This is a genomic window from Xanthomonas sp. NCPPB 1132 (genome assembly GCF_056629235.1).
This window is the reverse complement of the sequence record NZ_CM152819.1, coordinates 3,191,361-3,209,345: the sequence shown is the minus strand read 5'-3', so window position 1 is coordinate 3,209,345 and position 17,985 is coordinate 3,191,361. Positions and strand designations below refer to the sequence as shown.

General features: G+C 68.8%; 13 protein-coding genes. 7 read left to right on the top strand and 6 right to left on the bottom strand.

The features are described from left to right. Positions 1-105: 105 nt before the first annotated feature. The 3 genes from AC1G9L_RS13705 to AC1G9L_RS13695 all read right to left on the bottom strand — a co-directional run bounded on the left by AC1G9L_RS13705 (position 106) and on the right by AC1G9L_RS13695 (position 3,120). Positions 106-1,053 carry an EamA family transporter gene (locus tag AC1G9L_RS13705; RefSeq protein WP_019799620.1) on the bottom strand — a complete coding sequence of 316 codons (948 nt, stop codon included), beginning with the start codon at positions 1,051-1,053 and terminating at the stop codon, positions 106-108. A 52-nt stretch (positions 1,054-1,105) separates the two neighbouring features. Next, positions 1,106-2,080, bottom strand: coding sequence for a 2-keto-3-deoxygluconate permease (locus AC1G9L_RS13700; protein WP_481069315.1), 975 nt, complete (start codon positions 2,078-2,080; stop codon positions 1,106-1,108). 200 nt (positions 2,081-2,280) lie between these two features. Continuing rightward, positions 2,281-3,120: a DUF72 domain-containing protein gene (locus AC1G9L_RS13695; RefSeq protein WP_481069314.1), complete on the bottom strand. Its 840-nt coding sequence runs from the start codon at positions 3,118-3,120 to the stop codon at positions 2,281-2,283. A 415-nt stretch (positions 3,121-3,535) separates the two neighbouring features. Between AC1G9L_RS13695 and AC1G9L_RS13690 the strand changes: the two genes are divergently transcribed. Beyond that, positions 3,536-5,110: a serine hydrolase gene (locus tag AC1G9L_RS13690; RefSeq protein ID WP_481071136.1), complete on the top strand. Its 1,575-nt coding sequence runs from the start codon at positions 3,536-3,538 to the stop codon at positions 5,108-5,110. Positions 5,111-5,157: 47 nt separating this feature from the next. On the opposite strand, the gene AC1G9L_RS13685 is transcribed toward AC1G9L_RS13690, so the two are convergent. Next, on the bottom strand, positions 5,158-6,081 hold the full coding sequence (locus AC1G9L_RS13685) for an IS110 family transposase (protein ID WP_481069313.1): 924 nt from the start codon (positions 6,079-6,081) through the stop codon (positions 5,158-5,160). A gap of 402 nt (positions 6,082-6,483) precedes the next feature. Here AC1G9L_RS13685 and AC1G9L_RS13680 point away from each other — a divergent pair, with 402 nt between their 5' ends. The 5 genes from AC1G9L_RS13680 to secF all read left to right on the top strand — a co-directional run bounded on the left by AC1G9L_RS13680 (position 6,484) and on the right by secF (position 13,214). Continuing rightward, the gene (locus AC1G9L_RS13680; protein ID WP_010343513.1) at positions 6,484-8,313 is read left to right on the top strand and encodes an ABC transporter ATP-binding protein; all 1,830 of its coding nucleotides are present in this window, start codon (positions 6,484-6,486) and stop codon (positions 8,311-8,313) included. Positions 8,314-8,464: 151 nt separating this feature from the next. Then, entirely contained in the window at positions 8,465-9,610 is a 1,146-nt protein-coding gene (tgt, locus tag AC1G9L_RS13675; protein WP_043095645.1) for a tRNA guanosine(34) transglycosylase Tgt, read from the top strand. Positions 9,611-9,929: 319 nt separating this feature from the next. Beyond that, positions 9,930-10,274, top strand: coding sequence for a preprotein translocase subunit YajC (gene yajC / locus AC1G9L_RS13670; RefSeq protein WP_010343515.1), 345 nt, complete (start codon positions 9,930-9,932; stop codon positions 10,272-10,274). Between the two features lie 56 nt (positions 10,275-10,330). Then, positions 10,331-12,175 (top strand): protein translocase subunit SecD, encoded by a 1,845-nt coding sequence (secD, locus tag AC1G9L_RS13665; RefSeq protein ID WP_019801257.1) that lies wholly within the window; start codon positions 10,331-10,333, stop codon positions 12,173-12,175. A gap of 73 nt (positions 12,176-12,248) precedes the next feature. Beyond that, complete coding sequence (secF, locus tag AC1G9L_RS13660) at positions 12,249-13,214, top strand: protein translocase subunit SecF (protein ID WP_019801256.1); 966 nt, start codon at positions 12,249-12,251, stop codon at positions 13,212-13,214. A gap of 317 nt (positions 13,215-13,531) precedes the next feature. On the opposite strand, the gene AC1G9L_RS13655 is transcribed toward secF, so the two are convergent. Continuing rightward, positions 13,532-15,679, bottom strand: coding sequence for a methyl-accepting chemotaxis protein (locus AC1G9L_RS13655; RefSeq protein WP_481069312.1), 2,148 nt, complete (start codon positions 15,677-15,679; stop codon positions 13,532-13,534). Positions 15,680-16,147: 468 nt separating this feature from the next. Further along, entirely contained in the window at positions 16,148-16,975 is an 828-nt protein-coding gene (locus AC1G9L_RS13650) for an inositol monophosphatase family protein (protein ID WP_010343521.1), read from the bottom strand. A gap of 118 nt (positions 16,976-17,093) precedes the next feature. Here AC1G9L_RS13650 and AC1G9L_RS13645 point away from each other — a divergent pair, with 118 nt between their 5' ends. Then, positions 17,094-17,852, top strand: a complete 759-nt coding sequence (locus AC1G9L_RS13645) for a TrmJ/YjtD family RNA methyltransferase (RefSeq protein WP_019802255.1) — start codon at positions 17,094-17,096, stop codon at positions 17,850-17,852. Positions 17,853-17,985: the final 133 nt, after the last annotated feature.

Sequence of the window (17,985 nt, the reverse complement as noted above, 5' to 3'; positions counted from 1 at the left end):
GGCATGCCGCGCCCTTCGCGTTGGCCTGCGGTGATGCCGCAACTGCACGGGGTGGGGCCAATCCCGACTCCCCGATCCCCAATCCCGGAGTGAACGCCCCAGCGCTCACTCCACCACGTTCTTCGCTTCGCAGGTCGCCAGCAGTTCCGGGTGCTGGACCGGACGCGTGCGGGTCAACAGCGGATGCAGGAAGACCGCGCCCAGGATCACCGCCACGCCGAGGTAGAACAGCCCGGTGAGCTGGCGTTGCTCGTCCAGCAGCACGATCGCGAACACGATCGCGTAGACCGGTTCCAGGTTGGTGACCAGTTGCACCGCATAGGCGCTGAGACGGCGCAGCGCGACCAGGGCCAGGGCGAACGGCAGCAGCGTGCACAGCAGCGCCAGCGCCAGCAGCAGCGCGGTGTCGTGCAGGCTGGGCAGCACCAGCAACGGTCCGCTCAGCGCCGGCAGCACCAACGGCAGCAACGGCGCCAGCGCGGTCAGGGTCAGGGTGCCGGCGCCCAGTTCCAGCGCGGTCACGGTCAGTGGATCGGCATGGTCGACCAGGCGCTTGTTGAGCGAGCCGAACGCCGCCACCAGCAACGCCGACACCGCGCCGACCGCCACGCCGGCGCGCATGCCGTGCGGCACCCCGCCGACCACCAGCGCCACGCCGGGCAGCACCGCCAGGCCGAAGGCCAGTTCGCTGGGGCGGAACGGCCGCTTCGCCACCCAAGGTTCGATCACTGCGGTGAATACCGGCGCCAGCGCGATGCAGGTCGCCGCCACCGAGGCATTGGCCAGCTTGATCGCGCCGTAGAAGGTGAGCCAGTGCAGGCCGACCAGGGCGCCGACGATGGCATAGCCCAGCGCCAGTTTCGGCGTCAGCGCCGCCAGTCCGCGCCACACGCGCGGCAGCAGCGCCAGCGCGGCCACCACCATCAGCATGCGCCACCACACCAGCGGCAGCGCGGGCAGGGTGATCAGCTTGCCGAGAATCGCGGTGATCCCCCACAGCAGGACGCAGAAATGGATTTGCAGCTGGGCTTTGGTGGTGGGGTGCATCGGCATCCGCGTATTGTCGCGCAAAGCGCGGCGCGACGGTCGCGGATCGGCACGCGGGTCAGGCGTCTGGCGCCTGCGGCGATCCGGTTCGCGCCATCCTGCGCGCATAGGCGGCGGTGAGCGGGGGCACCAGCAGCGCCGTCACCACCACCGAGGTCGCCACCAGCGCGGTCGCGGCCGGCGCGGCGGCGCGGAACTGCGGCGCCACCGCCGCCACCAGTGCGGGCGTGGCCACCGCCGCGCCAGCGGTACTGGAGGCGGCGAGGCCGGCGCTGCCGTTGCCGCCGGCCAGCCAGCGATCGGCCAGCAGCAGCGGGATCCCGGTCGCCACGATCACCCCCAGGCCGAGTGCGATCCCGGCCACGCCGGCATGGGCGACCATGCGCAGGTCCAGGGTATTGCCCAGGGCGAAGGCGAAGAACGGGATCAGTGCCGGCACCGCCCGCGCGAACAGGGCGCGCAGTGCCGGATCCAGGTTGCCGAGCGCGAAACCGGCCAGCAGCGGCAGCACCGCGCCCAGCAGCAACCGTGGTTCGAAGCTGGCGACGCCGGCCGTGCCGAGGATCAGCATGGTCACCAGCGGCCCGGATTCCAGCGACATCAGCGCCATCGCGCCGGCCTCGCCGCGGCGGCCGTACTGCTGCATGAGCGCGGCGAACAGGCCGGCGTTGGTCATGTCCATCGCCGCGACCAGCGCCAGCACCGACATGCCGCTCCACAGGCCGGCGACGATGCCGCCCTGCGGCAGCAGGCGCGCGGCGATCACCGCGGTCAGCCACGCCACCGCGATCTTGGTCAGTACCAGCACGCCGGAGGCGCGCAGCACGCGGCCGCCGCTGCGCAGCCGGATCGAGGCGCCGAGGCAGAAGCACCACACCGCCAGGATCGGCACCAGCCCGCTGATCAGGCCCTGGGTGAATGAGCCGAACCAGGCGCCGGCCTGCGGCCACAGCGTGTGGCAGAGGGCGCCGAGCAGCAGTGGTGCCAGCATCATGCCGCCGGGAAGACGTTCGAGCGTGTGCTTGATCCGCATCGAGAGCTCCGTGTGTGGAGGCGCGGCGCGCGGCCGCGGCCCGACGACGGCGCCGGACGGGCGGTGTTGTACCGCAGCGCGGCGACCGGCGGGTGTCGCCGCGCGTGCGTGCGCGAGCCTCGGTTCAGTCGTGTTGCGGCCGTGGCATCGCCGGTCGCGCTTGCGCCGTGCGCCACATCGCATGTGCGCGGCCGAACGCGTCACGCCCGTGCGGCGGACCCCAGCAGCTTCAGCAAGGCCATCGCCGCTGCGGGATTGCGTTCCTTGGCGGCGCTGATGAAGTAGACGAAGACCTCGCGCGGCGTGGTCTTGGCCACGCTCGTATCCGCGTGCGGCAGCGTTTGCGGATCTTCGCCGCGGCGCCAGGCCTGTGCGTGCGCGGCCCAGGCCTGCAGTTCCTTGGGCGGGTAGCCATGGGCGAGGTCGGCGCGGCTGCGCATCAGCCGTGCATAGACGAAGTCGGTGCTCAGGTCGGCGAAGGAGGGAAAATCGGGCGAATCGGTGAACACCGTGGCCACGCCGCGCAGGCGGGTCAGCTGCAGCAGTTCCGGGCCGACACAGGCCGGATCGCGCACTTCCAGCACGTGGCGCAGCCGGTGTCCGCCGACCTTGTGCGGCAGCAGGTCGAGGAACGCGGCCAGGTCGTCCAGGTCCAGGCGATGGCCGTGCTCGAACTGCCACAGCAGCGGGCCGAGGCGATCGCCGAGACTGGCGATGCCGCCGACGAAATCCTCGATCTGTGTGCCGGCGCCGGCCAGCCGCCGCAAGGCGGTGATGCGCTTGGGCGCCTTGGCCGAGAACACGAAGCCCGGCGGCGTCTCGTCGCGCCAGCGCGCATAGGTCTCCGGCTTCTGCGCGCCGTAGTAGGTGCCGTTGATCTCGATGCTGGTGACGTGGCGGCTGGCGTACTCCAGCTCGCGGCGCTGTACCAGGCCCTGCGGGTAGAACATGCCGCCGCGCCATGGTGCGTAGGTCCAGCCGCCGATGCCGACGCGGATGCCGTCCGGCGCGGCCGGGGCGGAGTCGAAGAGGTCGTTCATGCGGGCGTGTCCGGCTGCGGGCGGGGGGCGATTGTGCCGCAGCGTGGGGTTGCGGGGTGTCGTCGCGAGACGCAGGGGCTGGACGTGTCGTGGCGATGGCGGCCGTGGCCTGCGTGGGGGTTCGGGGCGTGCGCGAGGTCGTATGGCGTACCGGCGGGCGCTTGCGGGGAAAAAGATGGAACGTGGTTGTGGCGTCGCGCTGCCTGGCTTGTCGACGTGGGCCATCAGCGCAGGCACCGGTCGAAGCGACAGTCGCCACGACGGCACTCGCCGTCGCTCTGTGGGCCTGCCGCAAACCGCCTGGCAGGCTCTACACTCGCCAGGTGCGCGCGCGGTGGCGTGCGGCTTCGGTTCCCCTTCTTCAGGAGCGACGCAGTTGAAGAGCATCTCGATGGGCTGCGGCCTGTTGCTGGCGATGAGCGCCACCGTGCAGGCGCAGGCGCCGGCCCCCACCGCAGTTCCCGCACCGGCGCCGGCCGCATTGCCGCCGGGGCTGCAGGATCTGGACGCGCAGGTGGAGCGCGTGCGCAAGCAGTTCGACGTGCCGGGCATCGCCATCGCCATCGTCAAGGACGGGCAGGTGGTGCTGGAGCGCGGCTATGGCGTGCGCGAACTCGGCAAGCCGGAACCGGTGGACGCGCAGACCCTGTTCGCCATCGCCTCCAACACCAAGGCCTTCACTGCCGCGGCGCTGTCGATCCTGGCCGACGAGGGCAAGCTCAAGCTGGAAGACCGGGTGGTGGACCACCTGCCGTGGTTCCAGATGTCCGATGCCTACGTCACCCGCGAGATGCGCGTGCGCGACCTGCTCAGCCATCGCAGCGGCCTGAGCCTGGGGGCGGGTGATCTGCTGTTCTGGCCGGCCACCAGTTACAGCAACGAAGAAGTGGTGCAGCGCCTGGCGCACGTGCCGCTGAAGGGCGGCTTCCGCGACCGCTACGCCTACGACAACATCCTCTACGCGGTGGCGCAGAAGCTGATCGAGCAGGTGTCCGGGCAGAGCTACGCCGACTTCGTGCGCCAGCGCATCTTCGTGCCGGTGGGCATGACCGGCGCGCGCATCAACAGCGACCATCTGCAGCCGGGCGATGCAGCTGCGGTCGGCCATGCGAAGTTCGATTTCCGCGAGCTGCGCACGGTGGCGCCGCTGACCTGGTCCAACAATTCCGGCGCCGGCGGCATCTACGCCAACGTGCACGACATGGCCAAGTGGATGCAGGTGCAGCTCGACGGCGGCCGCCTGCCGGCGGCCGATGGCCAGGCGCGGCAGTTGTTCAGTGCGCAGCGCCAGCAGGAGATGTGGCAGATGATCACGCCGATCGCGATCTCCGAGCCGAGCGTGCCGGAACTGCTGCCGGCCAGGCCCAACTTCGCCGGTTACGGCGAGGGTTGGAGCCTGAGCGACTACCGCGGGGCCAAGCTGGTCTGGCACACCGGCGGCTGGCCGGGCATGGTCTCGCGGCTGACCCTGGTGCCCGAGCGCAAGCTGGGCGTGATCGTGCTGACCAACCAGGAGGTCGGCGCCGCCTTCAACGCGATCACCTTGCGGGTGCTGGACGCCTACCTGGGCGCGCCGGCGACCGACTGGACCGCCGCCTACGCCAAGGCCGTGGCCAAGGCCGACGCCAACGCCGACGAGGACTGGGCCAAGCACGTCGCGGCGCGCGACGCCAAATCCACGCCGTCGCTGCCGCTGTCCGGCTACGCCGGCACCTACCGCGACCCGTGGTACGGCGACGTGGTGGTGCGCCAGCAGGGCAAGCGCCTGGAACTGCAATTCAGCAAGACCGCGCAACTGGTCGGCACCCTGGAGCACTGGCAGCACGACACCTTCATCGTCCGCTGGCGCGACCGCTCGCTCAATGCCGACGCCTTCATCAATTTCGCGCTCACGCCCGACGGCAAGGTGCGCGAGGCGCGCATGCAGGCGATCTCGCCGCTGACCGATTTCAGCTTCGATTTCCAGGATCTGGTGCTGACGCCAGAGTGAAGGCCGGGATTGGGGAGTGGGGATTCGGGATTCGTAGGAGTCAACTGTCATGCACCTGCGATGGCAGGAGGAGCGTACGGGGCCTGATCGCGCGCGATGGCATTGAGCCAGCGCAGGAACTTGTGCATGCAGGCGACGATGGCGACCTTGGCCGGCTTGCCCGCTGCGCGCAGGCGCGCGTAAGTGTTGGCCAAGGGGGATTTGGCGCGGATGCTGGCCCAGGTGGCCATGTACAGCACGCGCCGCACGTCGGCACGTCCGCCTTTGATGCGGCGCTGGCCTTTCCAGCAGCCGCTGTCGTGATTGAACGGGGCCAGCCCGACCAGGGCAGCGAGCTTGCGTGGCGGCAGCGTGCCCAGCTCTGGCAGCCGCGCGGCCAGAACCGCGCGCAGGATCGTCCCGAGCCCAGGCACCTTGGGTAGGCTTGAGCAGGTCTTGCCCTGCCGCTCGATCTCCTGCGTCAACGTCTGGATCTGCTGGTTCAGCAGGGCGATCACCTCTCGGCAGCGGTGTTGCACCTTGGCGCTGGTGATGTGCTCCAGGCGCCGCCGATGGACATCACGCTGGCTCACCAGGGTGGCACGCAGGTCCAGCAGTTCGCGAAGAGACTGCTGGTGCTCGGGTGCCACGGGCGTGGGCATGGTCGGGATGTGCTGGGCGGCGATGGCCAGCAGGCGCGCGTCCAGGGCATCGGTCTTGGCATGCAGGCCCAAGGCCTGGGCGAGCTTGCGCGGACGATCGGCAGGCATCCGCACCACGGGCAGGTCGGCCTGCCGCAACACTTGCAGCACGGCATGTTCGTAGCCGCCACTGGCTTCCAGCACGATCCGCTCGCAGCCCAGCTCGGCCAGGCGCTGGGCCAGCGCACGCTGCCCCTGTGGCGTATTGGGTTGGGTCCAGGTCTGCTCGTCCGGCAGGACATGAATGACCAGTTCGGCCTTGGATACATCGATCCCGACATGGCGTCGCATAGACGTTCTCCGCAGTAGACTTATGGACGAGAGCGCTCCTGCCGATGCCCATGCTTGTGGAGTTCGAGCTCGTCACTCGGGCAACTGTTCGGGCTTGTCAGGCAGGAGAACCGGAGTGCGGCGGCGCTGACTCCTACTCGTGCTTGCTGGCACTGCGGCTAAACGGCCTGCCGCACTCCGCTCTCACCTGCAACGATAGACCCTTATTTGACACAAGCGGCTTCAGCCGCGACCGGGCTTTACCGAGAAGGCCCGGTCGCGGCTGAAGCCGCTCCTACAGGTGGATGAAGCGCGCAGGGAGCCGCTTTTGCGAATCCCCAATCCCGAATCCCCAATCCCAGCGTCACGGTCAGTGACGCCATATACGCTACCCTGACGCCCCTTTTCAGGCATGACGTGGCGATGTTCCGCTGGTTCGAGTCCCTGATCGAGGTCTTTCCGAAGATCGAGACGCAGATGCCGCCGCGTGGGGTGGTGCGCTTCTATCTGCATTACCTGCGTCCGCTGTGGCCGCTGCTGCTGGCCACGCTGCTGGCCGGTCTCGCGCTGGCCCTGGTGGAAGTGGCGATGTTCGACTTCCTCGGGCGTATCGTCGACATGGTCGCCGAGCAGCCGGGGCCGGACTTCTTCCAGCGCCACGCGGGCGAACTGCTGTGGATGGCCTTCATCGTGCTGGTGGCGCGGCCGCTGTTCGTGGCCCTGCACAACCTGCTGGTGAACCAGGCGATCGTGCCCGGCCTGAGCAACCGCGCGCGCTGGCTGATGCACAACTACGTGGTGCGGCAGAGCCTTGGCTTCTTCCAGAACGACTTCGCCGGGCGCATCGCCAACCGGGTGATGCAGACCGGCACCTCGCTGCGCGAGTCGGCGGTGCAGATGGTCGATGCGCTCTGGTACATCGTGGTCTACACCGGCAGCGCGCTGTACCTGTTCGCGCAGGCCGATCCCTGGCTGATGGCGCCGCTGCTGGTGTGGGTGCTGGTCTACGTGGGGCTGATGGTCTACTTCGTGCCGCGGATGAAGCAGCGCGCCTGGATCGCCTCGGACGCACGCTCCAAGGCGATGGGCCGCATCGTCGACGGCTACACCAACATCGCCACGCTCAAGCTGTTCTCGCACGCCGGGCGCGAGCAGGCCTACGTGCGCGAGGCGATCGACGAACTGGCGGTCAAGCACCGCGGGCAGACCCGCATGACCACGGCGATGGACAGCGCCATCGCCATCGTCAACGGCTTCCTGATCGCGGTGACCTGCGGGCTGGCGCTGTGGCTGTGGAGCCGCGGCCAGATCAGCGTCGGCGCGATCACCCTGGCCACCGGCCTGGTGATCCGCATCCACAACATGTCCGGCTGGATCATGTGGACGGTCAACGGCATCTTCGAGGACATCGGCGCGGTGCAGGACGGTATGGAGACCATCGCGCAGCCGGCACAGGTGCAGGACCGCGCCGACGCGGTGCCGCTGCGCGTGGAGCGCGGCGAGGTGCGCTTCGAGCACATCCACTTCCACTACGGCAAGCGCGGCGGGGTCATCGCCGGGCTCGACCTGCAGGTGCGCGCGGGCGAGAAGATCGGCCTGGTCGGGCCATCCGGTGCCGGCAAGTCGACCCTGGTCAACGTGCTGCTGCGGCTGTACGACCTGGAGCAGGGCCGCATCCTGATCGACGGGCAGGACATCGCCGGCGTCACCCAGGAGAGCCTGCGCCAGCAGATCGGCCTGGTCACCCAGGACACCTCGCTGCTGCACCGCTCGATCCGCGACAACCTGCTGTACGGCCGCCCCGATGCCAGCGAGGCGCAATTGCGCGCCGCCGTGGCCAAGGCGCGCGCCGACGAGTTCATCGAGCAGTTGCAGGACGGCGAGGGCCAGCGCGGCTATGACGCGCAGGTCGGCGAGCGTGGGGTCAAGCTGTCCGGCGGCCAGCGCCAGCGCATCGCCATCGCCCGCGTGCTGCTCAAGGACGCGCCGATCCTGATCCTGGACGAGGCCACCTCGGCGCTGGATTCGGAAGTGGAGGCGGCGATCCAGGACAGCCTGGACGAGCTGATGGCGGGCAAGACGGTGATCGCGATCGCCCACCGGCTCTCCACCATCGCGCGGATGGACCGGCTGGTGGTGATGGACCGCGGCGCCATCGTCGAGACCGGCACCCATGCCGAACTGGTCGCCCGCGGCGGCCTGTACGCGCGGCTGTGGGCGCGCCAGACCGGCGGCTTCGTCGCGGCGGACTGACAACGGCGCCGCGCCAGGCGGCTGCGGCGCAGCGGAGCAGGGCACGCCTGGCGGCGCTGCAGGCGGGCGGCGAGACGCCGTGCCTGGCCCAGGGGCGGCGCCCGCCGCCCGGCAATGCGACAATGCGCGGCTTACCGACGTTCGCCAGACCATGTCCCGATTGCAGTTCCAGCTCCACACCACCGACGGCGCCGCCCGTCGCGGCCGCCTGACCTTCCCGCGCGGGACGGTCGAGACCCCCGCGTTCATGCCGGTGGGCACCTACGGCTCGGTCAAGGGCGTGCTACCCGAGCAGATCAAGGCGCTGGGCGCGCAGATCATCCTCGGCAACACCTTCCACCTGTATCTGCGCCCGGGCCTGGATGTGATCGGCGATCACGGCGGCCTGCACGGCTTTGCCCGCTGGGACGGGCCGATCCTCACCGATTCCGGCGGTTTCCAGGTGTTCTCGCTGGCGCATCGGCGAAAGATCAGCGAGCAGGGCGTCACCTTCGCCTCGCCGACCGACGGCGCCAAGGTGTTCCTGGGGCCGGAGGAGAGCATGAAGATCCAGCGGGTGCTCGATTCGGACATCGTGATGATCTTCGACGAGTGCACCCCGTACCCGGCCACCGAGGACGTGGCGCGGCGCTCGATGGAGCTGAGCCTGCGCTGGGCGCAGCGCTCGCGCGACGCGCACGATGCGCTGGGCAACGATGCGGCGCTGTTCGGCATCGTCCAGGGCGGCGTGCATGCGGACCTGCGCAGCCGCTCGATCGAGGGGCTGCAGGCGATCGGCTTCGACGGCTACGCGATCGGCGGCCTGGCGGTGGGCGAGCCGGAGCACGAGCGCAACGCCATGCTCGAGCACCTGCATCCGCGCCTGCCCGGCGACCGCCCGCGCTACCTGATGGGCGTGGGCCGGCCGGAGGACCTGGTCGAGGGCGTGGCCCGCGGCGTGGACATGTTCGACTGCGTGATGCCGACCCGCAACGCGCGCAACGGCCACTATTTCACCTCGTTCGGCACGGTGCGTATCCGCAACGCCAAGTACGAGCGCGACCTCGACCCGATCGAGCCGGGCTGCGGCTGCCACGCCTGCAGCAGCGGCTACACCCGTGCCTACCTGCGCCACTTGGACCGCTGCAACGAGATGCTGGCGCCGATGCTCGGCACCCTGCACAACCTCTGGTACTACCAGAAGCTGATGGCCGACATGCGCGCGGCGATCGCCGCGGGAACCTTTGCCCAGTTCCGGCGGTCCTTCTATGCGGCGCGCGGGGTCGAAGCCACGCCACTCCCGTCGGAGCAAGGCTAAAGCCCCTCTCCCCCCGGGAGAGGGGTTGGGGTGAGGGTCCGGGCGCAGCCTCGTGCAGTCCAAGTGACACGAGGGTCCGGGCGCAGCCTCGTGCAGTCGAAAGGACACGAGGCTTCGCCCGTACCCTCATCCGCCGCTGCGCGGCACCTTCCCCCGAGAAGGGGGCCGTGGGTCCCGTAGGGAGAAGGGAAGGGCGCGGCGGCCGTTCCGGGGGCAAGGGGAAGATCGTGGCATAATCGGCGGCTGCTTGCCGCCTCAAGGCAAACCAGCGGTCCGTGCCCCCAGGGCGGCGGGCTGCCCAAACCATAGGACGCACCCGATGAATCCGCTCGATTTCCTGATCCCCGTCGCCCAGGCCCAGACCGCCGGCGGCACCGCCCCGGCCGGTGGCGGCCTGCAGATGTTCCTGCTGCCCATCATCCTGATCGCGGTGATGTATTTCGTGATGATCCGGCCGCAGATGAAGCGCCAGAAGGAACACAAGTCTATGCTGGACAAGCTCGGCCGTGGCGACGAGGTCATCACCTCCGGCGGCGTGGCCGGCGTGGTCACCGACATCGGCGACAACTTCATCACCATCGAAGTGGCCGACAACGTGCGCATCCGCGTGCAGAAGGGCGCCGTCGGCAATGTCCTGCCGAAGGGCACGCTGAAGTCCGCCTGATCCATTTCTCCTACTGCTAGGCGCGACGCCGGCGTGGCGTCGTGCGGGGTCCCGCAATGCTCGAGTTTCCGCGCTGGAAGTATGTCCTCATCCTGATCGTGCTGGCGTTGAGCGCGTTGTACGCGCTGCCCAACGTGTACCAGAAGGATCCGTCGGTCCAGATCACCGCCAGCCGTGGCGGCAAGATCGACGACGCCCTGCGCGAGCGGGTCCTCGCCGACCTGAAGACGGCCGGGATCACCCCGAAGCGGGTCGACAAGGAAGGCGACAGCCTGATGGTACGCCTGCCGAACCTGCAGGCCCAGACCCGTGCCAACGACGTGCTGCGCCAGCAGGTGGGCGAGAACTACACGGTGGCGCTGAACCTGGCCTCGACCGTGCCGGACTGGCTGTCGCGGCTGGGCGGCAAGCCGATGGTGCTGGGCCTGGACCTGGTCGGCGGCGTGCACTTCGCGCTGCAGGTGGACCAGAAGGCGGCACTGGAAAAGCGCCTGGACGCCTTCGCCGAGGACATTCGCACCACCTTGCGCGACGCCCGTCTGGCCTACCGTTCGGTCGAGCGCCGTCCGGACAACAGCATCCAGGTCAGCCTGGGCGAGGGCGTGGACGCCAGCGCCGCGCGCGCCGCCATCGCCAAGGCGCAGCCGACCCTGAGCTATGCGGTATCCGGGCAGACCATCACGGTCACCGTGCCGGAGGCGGAGCTGAAGCAGATCGCCGCCGGCGCCATCGAGCAGAACCTCACCACGCTGCGTAACCGCGTCAACCAGCTGGGCGTGGCCGAGCCGATCATCCAGCGCCAGGGCGACGACCGCATCGTGGTCGAGCTGCCGGGCGTGCAGGACACCGCCGAGGCCAAGCGCATGATCGGCGCCACCGCCACGCTGGAGTTCCGCGGCGTGGTCGACGGCAATGCCGAGGACGCGGTGCGCAGCGGCAACATCCCGCCCGACGCCAAGGTCTACCGCCTGCGCGACAGCGGCGCCCCGGTGCTGCTGAGCAAGCGCGTGCTGGTGTCCGGCGACCAGATGGTCAACGCCACCGTCAGCACCGACCAGAACGGCATGCCGGCCGTGGCGGTGACGCTCAACAACGCCGCCGGCCAGCGCATGTTCGACTACACCAGCGCCAATACCGGCAAGCTGATGTCGGTGGTCTACATCGAACGCATCCCCACCGTGACCATGGTCGACGGCAAGGAAGTGCGCAGCGTGCGCGTCAACGAGGAGGCACTGGCGCCGACCCGCATCGCCGGCGTGTTCGGCAAGAACTTCCAGACCACCGGCCTGGAGAAGACCGAGGCCGAGAACCTGGCCAAGCTGCTGCGCGCCGGTTCGCTGGCCGCGCCGATGGACTTCGTCGAGGAATACGTGATCGGCCCCAGCCTGGGCGCGGAGAACGTGGAGCGCGGCATCACCGCAGTGGTCTACGCGTTCCTGTTCACCCTGGTGTTCTTCAGCGTGTACTACCGCATGTTCGGCCTGATCACCTCGGTCGCGCTGCTGATGAACCTGCTGATCGTGGTCTCGGTGATGTCGCTGTTCGGCGCCACCATGACCCTGCCGGGCTTCGCCGGCCTGGCGCTGTCGGTGGGCCTGTCGGTGGACGCCAACGTGCTGATCAACGAACGTATCCGCGAAGAGTTGCGGCTGGGCGTGCCGCCGAAGTCGGCGATCGCCGCCGGTTACGAGAAGGCCGGCGGCACCATCCTCGACGCCAACCTCACCGGTCTGATCGTCGGCGTGGCGCTGTACGCGTTCGGTACCGGCCCGCTGAAGGGCTTCGCGCTGACCATGATCATCGGCATCTTCGCCTCGATGTTCACCGCGATCACCGTGTCGCGCGCGCTGGCGGTGCTGATCTACGGCCGTCGCAAGAAGATCAAGTCCGTGGCGATCTGAGCCACGCACGCCACCTTCCGCACGTCCCCGCGCCGGCAGGCGCGGGGTCCAAAAAATCGCAGAGCGGTCTCCAATGAAAATCTTCCCGCTTCACCTGATCCCCAACGACACCAAGATCGACTTCATGCGCTGGCGGCACCCGACCCTGGTGCTGATGCTGGTGCTGGCGCTGGCCTCGTTCGCGGTGATCTTCGCCAAGGGCTTCAACTACGCGCTGGAGTTCACCGGCGGCGCACTGGTGCAGACCAGCTTTCAGAAGCCGGTCGACGTGGACCAGGTGCGCGAGCAACTGGGCAAGGCCGGCTTCGAGAACGCGCAGGTGCAGAACGTCGGCAGCGGCAACGAGGTGGTGATCCGCCTGCAGCCGCAGGGCGAGCACAACAACGAGGACATCACCAAGAACCTCGCCGAGCAGGTGCGCAAGGCGGTGAGCACGCCGCAGAACCCGGCCACGGTCAAGCCGGGCGAGTTCGTCGGCCCGCAGGTCGGCAAGGACCTGGCGCTGAACGGCGTCTACGCCACGGTGTTCATGCTGGTCGGCTTCCTGATCTACATCGCCTTCCGCTTCGAGTGGAAGTTCGCGGTGGTGGCCAGCCTGACCGCGCTGTTCGACCTGCTGGTGACGGTGGCCTACGTGTCGGTCACCGGCCGCGAGTTCGACCTCACCGTGCTGGCCGGCCTGCTGTCGGTGATGGGCTTTGCGATCAACGACATCATCGTGGTGTTCGACCGCGTGCGCGAGAACTTCCGCAGCCTGCGCGTGGAGCCAATCGAGGTACTGAACCGCTCGATCAACCAGACCCTGTCGCGGACGGTGATCACCGCGGTGATGTTCTTCCTGTCGGCGCTGGCGCTGTACCTGTACGGCGGCGAGTCGATGGAAGGCCTGGCGCTGACCCACATGATCGGCGCGGTGATCGTGGTGGTCTCCTCGGTGATCGTGGCGGTGCCGCTGCTGTCGATCGGGCCGTTCCAGGTCACCAAGCAGGACCTGCTGCCGAAGGCGAAGGATGTGGAGGCGCTGGCGCGTCGGCCCTGATGGGGCTGGGAGGGGGGAATCGGGAATGGGGAATCGTAGAAGCATGATTTTCTGGGCCTGAAACACTCCTCCTGCGAACAAAAAAGCCGCGCGGATGCGCGGCTTTTTCTTTTTGTGGATGCCGGGGCTTTAGTGGGGGCGATTTCCGCTTTGTGTAGGAGCGGCTTCAGCCGCGACGCGTTACCGGTAAGGCATCGCGGCTGAAGCCGCTCCTACAGGAACGTCTGCAGGGTTGCAGCGCGTGCCGGCATCATGGGACTGGGCCGTCGACGACGGCCCGTCCCTCTACAGTGTCCGTGCCGTGTGGGGCGTTCCGACTAGGCCGCGTTGGCGGTCGCGCGGGCGACCAGTTGCGCCACCATCGGGTAGGTCTCGCTGCGCACCTGGAACTGGCCCACGATCTCCACCAGGTCGCCGGCCTGCTGCTCCATCGCGCGTGCTGCGGCGGTGGCTTCTTCGACCAGGGCGGCGTTCTGCTGGGTGGTCTCGTCCATCTGGGTGACGGTCTGGTTGACCTGCTCGATGCCGGCGGACTGCTCCTGCGAGGCGGCGGCGATCTCGCCCATGATGTCGGTGACGCGCTGCACCGAGGCCACGATGTCCTGCATCGTCGTGCCGGCCTGGGCGACCAGGGTCGAGCCCGCGCTCACGCGCTCGACCGAGTCGTCGATCAGCGTCTTGATTTCCTTGGCGGCGCTGGCCGAGCGCTGGGCGAGGGTGCGGACCTCGCTGGCGACCACGGCGAAGCCGCGGCCCTGTTCGCCGGCACGGGCCGCCTCCACCGCGGCGTTGAGCGCCAGGATGTTGGTCTGGAAGGCGATGCCGTCGATCACCGAGATGATGTCGGCGATCTTCTTCGACGCGGTCTCGATGCCGCTCATGGTGTCCACCACCTGGCCGACCACCGCGCCGCGTTGCGAGGCGACCGCGGCCGCGCCGGCGGCGAGTTGGTTGGCCTGGCGTGCGTGCTCGGCGTTCTGCTTGACCGTGGCGGTCAGCTCCTCCATCGAGGCGGCGGTTTCCTCCAGGCTGGCGGCCTGCTGCTCGGTGCGGCGCGACAGGTCGTCGTTGCCGCTGGCGATCTCGCCGGCAGCGGTGTCGATGCTGGCCGCGGCCTGCTGGATGCGGCCGACCATGTCGGTCAGCTGCGCGACGGTGGCGTTGGCGTCGTCGCGCATCCGTGCAAACACGCCGTGGAACTCGCCCTGCATGGTCTGGGTGAGGTCGCCGGCGGCGATCGCGCGCAGCAACTGCGACAGCGCCGCCAGGTTGGTCTCGGTGCCGGTCATCATCGTGTTGAGGTTGGCGACCATGTCGTGGAAGGCGTGGCGGAAGCGCTGCGCTTCGCCGCGGCGCGAGAAGTCACCCTGCGCGGCGGCGCGCACCAGCAGGTCGATTTCGTGATTGATCGCGCCGAGGTTGCGCTTCACCTTGGCCATGGTCTCGGTCAGGATCGCCATCTCGCCGGGGAACTGCTCCAGGTCGCGGCTGAGGTCGCCTTCGGCGTACTCGCCCATCAGCGCGATCAGCCGCTGGTTGACCGCGATATGGCTGTGCACCAGGGCATTGGTGTCGCGCACCATGCGCCCGTAGTCGCCGGGGAAACGCGCTTCGTCCATGCGGAAGCTGATCTGGCCGGCGGCATGCTGCCGGGCCATCTCGGTCTGCGCCTGGATCACCGTGCGCAGCTCCTCCTGTATCTGCCGCATGTCGTTGAGCAGCGACGGCGCCTGCGTGCGCAGGCGCACGTCCTGCGACAGGTCGCCGCTGGCGATGCGGCGGACCACGTCGGCCGCGTAGGCGGGCTCGCCGCCGAGCTGGCGCATCAGGCTGTTGCGTACCAGCAGGCCGAGCAGGATCGCCGCGACGATGCCGACCAGCATGCCGCCCAGGCTGGTCCATTCGCCGGACTGCGCGCGCGCCTCGCTCTCGGCCTTGCGCACCTGCAGCAGCGCGCGTTCGGCGTTCTCGTACTGGCCGATGGTGGCGCGCAGCCCGTCCATCTGCTGCTTGCCGACGGTCCGGAACGCTTCCAACTGGGCGTCGTCGCTGTCGGCGACGGTGTTGCGCATATGCTCCACCGCCTTGCGCTTGGTGGCCATGAACTGCGCGTAGTCCTGCATCAGGGTCTGCAGGCGCGCCTGTTGCGCCGCGTTGTCGGCGGTCAGCTGCTTGGACTCCTGCCATTGCGCCTGGAACTCGCGTTCGCCGAGCTCGAACGGCTCCAGGTAGGAGGTATCGCGGGTCAGCGCGAAGCCGCGTGCGCCGCTCTCGATGTTGAGCAGGCTCACCAGCATGCGGTCGCCGAGGGTGATGACCTTGTAGGTATGCGCGTCCAGCGCGGCGGCGCTGGTGAACTTGCGGAAGCCGATCAGGCTGGTGATGCCCACCAGCAACAACATGGCGATCACGCCGCAGAAGCCGATTGCCAGGCGCTTGGTGACGGTGAGATGATGGAAGGACACGCGAGATCTCCGATAGATGCGAGAGAGCGGCGCCACCGGCTCCATTGCCGCAGGGACGGCAACGCAGGCACGGATCAGCGGGGGAAATTCGGGCAGAAACCCGCATCTGTATCGGCCGCGTTTTCGGGATCTTTAGGGGTTTTTTGCCGATCTCAGCGTGCGCATCGCCCCAGGCCGCGGTGCCTGCATGGCGCACGTCGTAGCGCGTTCTTCTACGCAAGCGCCAATCAAGCAGCGGTGAAGCGAACGACGTGCAGTGCGTGAGCATGGCGTGAGGCGTCTGGTGCGCCGTGTGCCGCCTCGGTCGATATGCCTTTTTTCGCAGGGCGCGGCCGGCATCGCGCGCGGCGATCGCCGGGAATCCCCGGGTGCGTGATCTGCGAATGTCGGGCACAAAAAAAGCCGCGCAAGTGCGCGGCTTTCTGCTGTTTCGATGTCGCTGCGCCGGCGCAGCGCCGGTCGCTTCGCTCAGAACTTCGCGTCGAACTCGCCGGCGAAGCCGGTGTTGACGATCAGCTTCTGCAGCGCGTCGCCGACCTTGAGGTTGCCGGCCACCACCTGGAACTGCTGTGGGCCGCGGTCGTCGATGCGGCCCAGGGTGCCGCCCTTGAAATCGGTGACGCGGCCGCCGGCCTCGCGCACCAGCAGCACGCCGGCGGCGATGTCCCAGGCCTTCACCCCGGCTTCGAAGTAGGCGTCGCTGCGGCCGCAGGCGACATAGGCCAGATCCAGCGCCGCCGAGCCGGTGCGGCGGATGTCCTCGGCCTGCACCAGCAGCGCATCCACGCACTTGAGCTGCGGGCTGGCGCGCTTGCGCTCGCGCGGGGCGAAGCCGGTGTGGACCATGGCGCCGTTGAGTTCCTTGCGCTCGCTGACGCGGATGCGGCGGTCGTTGAGCACCGCGCCGTTGCCGCGGCTGGCGGTGAACAGTTCGTTGCGGAGCGGATCGAAGATCACCGCGTCGACCGGCTCGCCGTTCTCGACCAGGGCGATCGACACGCAGTAGTGCGGAAAGCCGCGCAGGTAGTTGCTGGTGCCGTCGAGCGGGTCGATCACCCACATGTAGCGGCCGCCGCCCTGCACGCCGCCTTCCTCGCCCATCACGCCGTAGTCGGGATAGGCGCGGCGCAGTTCCTTGACGATCACCTTCTCCGCATCGGCATCGACTTCGCTGGCGTAGTCCATGCGGTCCTTCTGCACCACGTTCAGTGCTTCCAGGCGGTTGATGTGGCGCAACAGGACGTTGCCGGCGAGGCGGGCGGCCTTGACCATGACGGTGACGGCGGGTTTTTGCATGGCAAGCGCTCCCGAGAAGGCGGAGGTGGGTCTGGAGGAGGAAAAGAGCAGTCCGGCGCCAAGGCCGGCCGCACAGTTTACCATCTACGCCCCCGTTCTCTTCGCCTGCCGTGCTGCCATGACCGATTCCACCCGTATCCGCTTCGTCCTGGTCGGGACCCAGCATCCCGGCAACATCGGCGCGGCCGCGCGCGCGATGAAGACCATGGGGCTGTCGCGGCTGGTGCTGGTGGCGCCGGAGTGCGAACTCGAGACCGAGGCCTACCGGCGTTCTGCCGGGGCCGAGGACCTGCTGCAGCAGGCGCCGGTGTTGCCCGAGCTCAGCGACGCGGTGGCCGATTGCCGGCTGGTGCTGGGCTGCACCGCGCGCAGCCGCCGCGTGTCGCTGGAGGAACTGCTGCCGGCCGATGCCGCGCAGCGCCTGACCGCGACCAGCGCCGAGCCGGCGGAAGTGGCGCTGGTGTTCGGCCGCGAGCGCACCGGCCTGACCAACGAGGAACTGCAACTGTGCCATGCGGCCGTGCACATTCCTTCCGATCCGGCGTTCAGCTCGCTCAATCTGGCCGCGGCGGTGCAGGTGCTGGCCTACGAGCTGCGCCTGGCGCACTTGCGCGGCGTCGCCCCGGCGCCTGTGCCGGCACCGGGCTTCCGCGAGGCGCCGGCCAGTCATGCGCAGGTGGAAGGCCTGTTCGGGCAGTTGGCCGAGACCCTGGACGACATCGACTTCCACAAGGGGCGCGCCCCGGATTCGGCGATGCGCAAGCTGCGCCGGCTGTTCCTGCGCACCGAGCTGACCGAACAGGAGGTGCGCCTGCTGCGCGGCGTGCTGTCCGATGCGCAGCGCATGGCGCGGCTGGCCGGACAGGCCGGAAACTGAGGCCCGTCAAGGCGCGAAGGCGACGAGTGCGGCACCTGTCTCGAGGCACGGGCCGGGCCAGGGACACCGGCACGGAAGGCGCCATTCTGTGACGCTGTCACCGGCATGCGCTTTCGGCTAGGCTTTGCAAGGT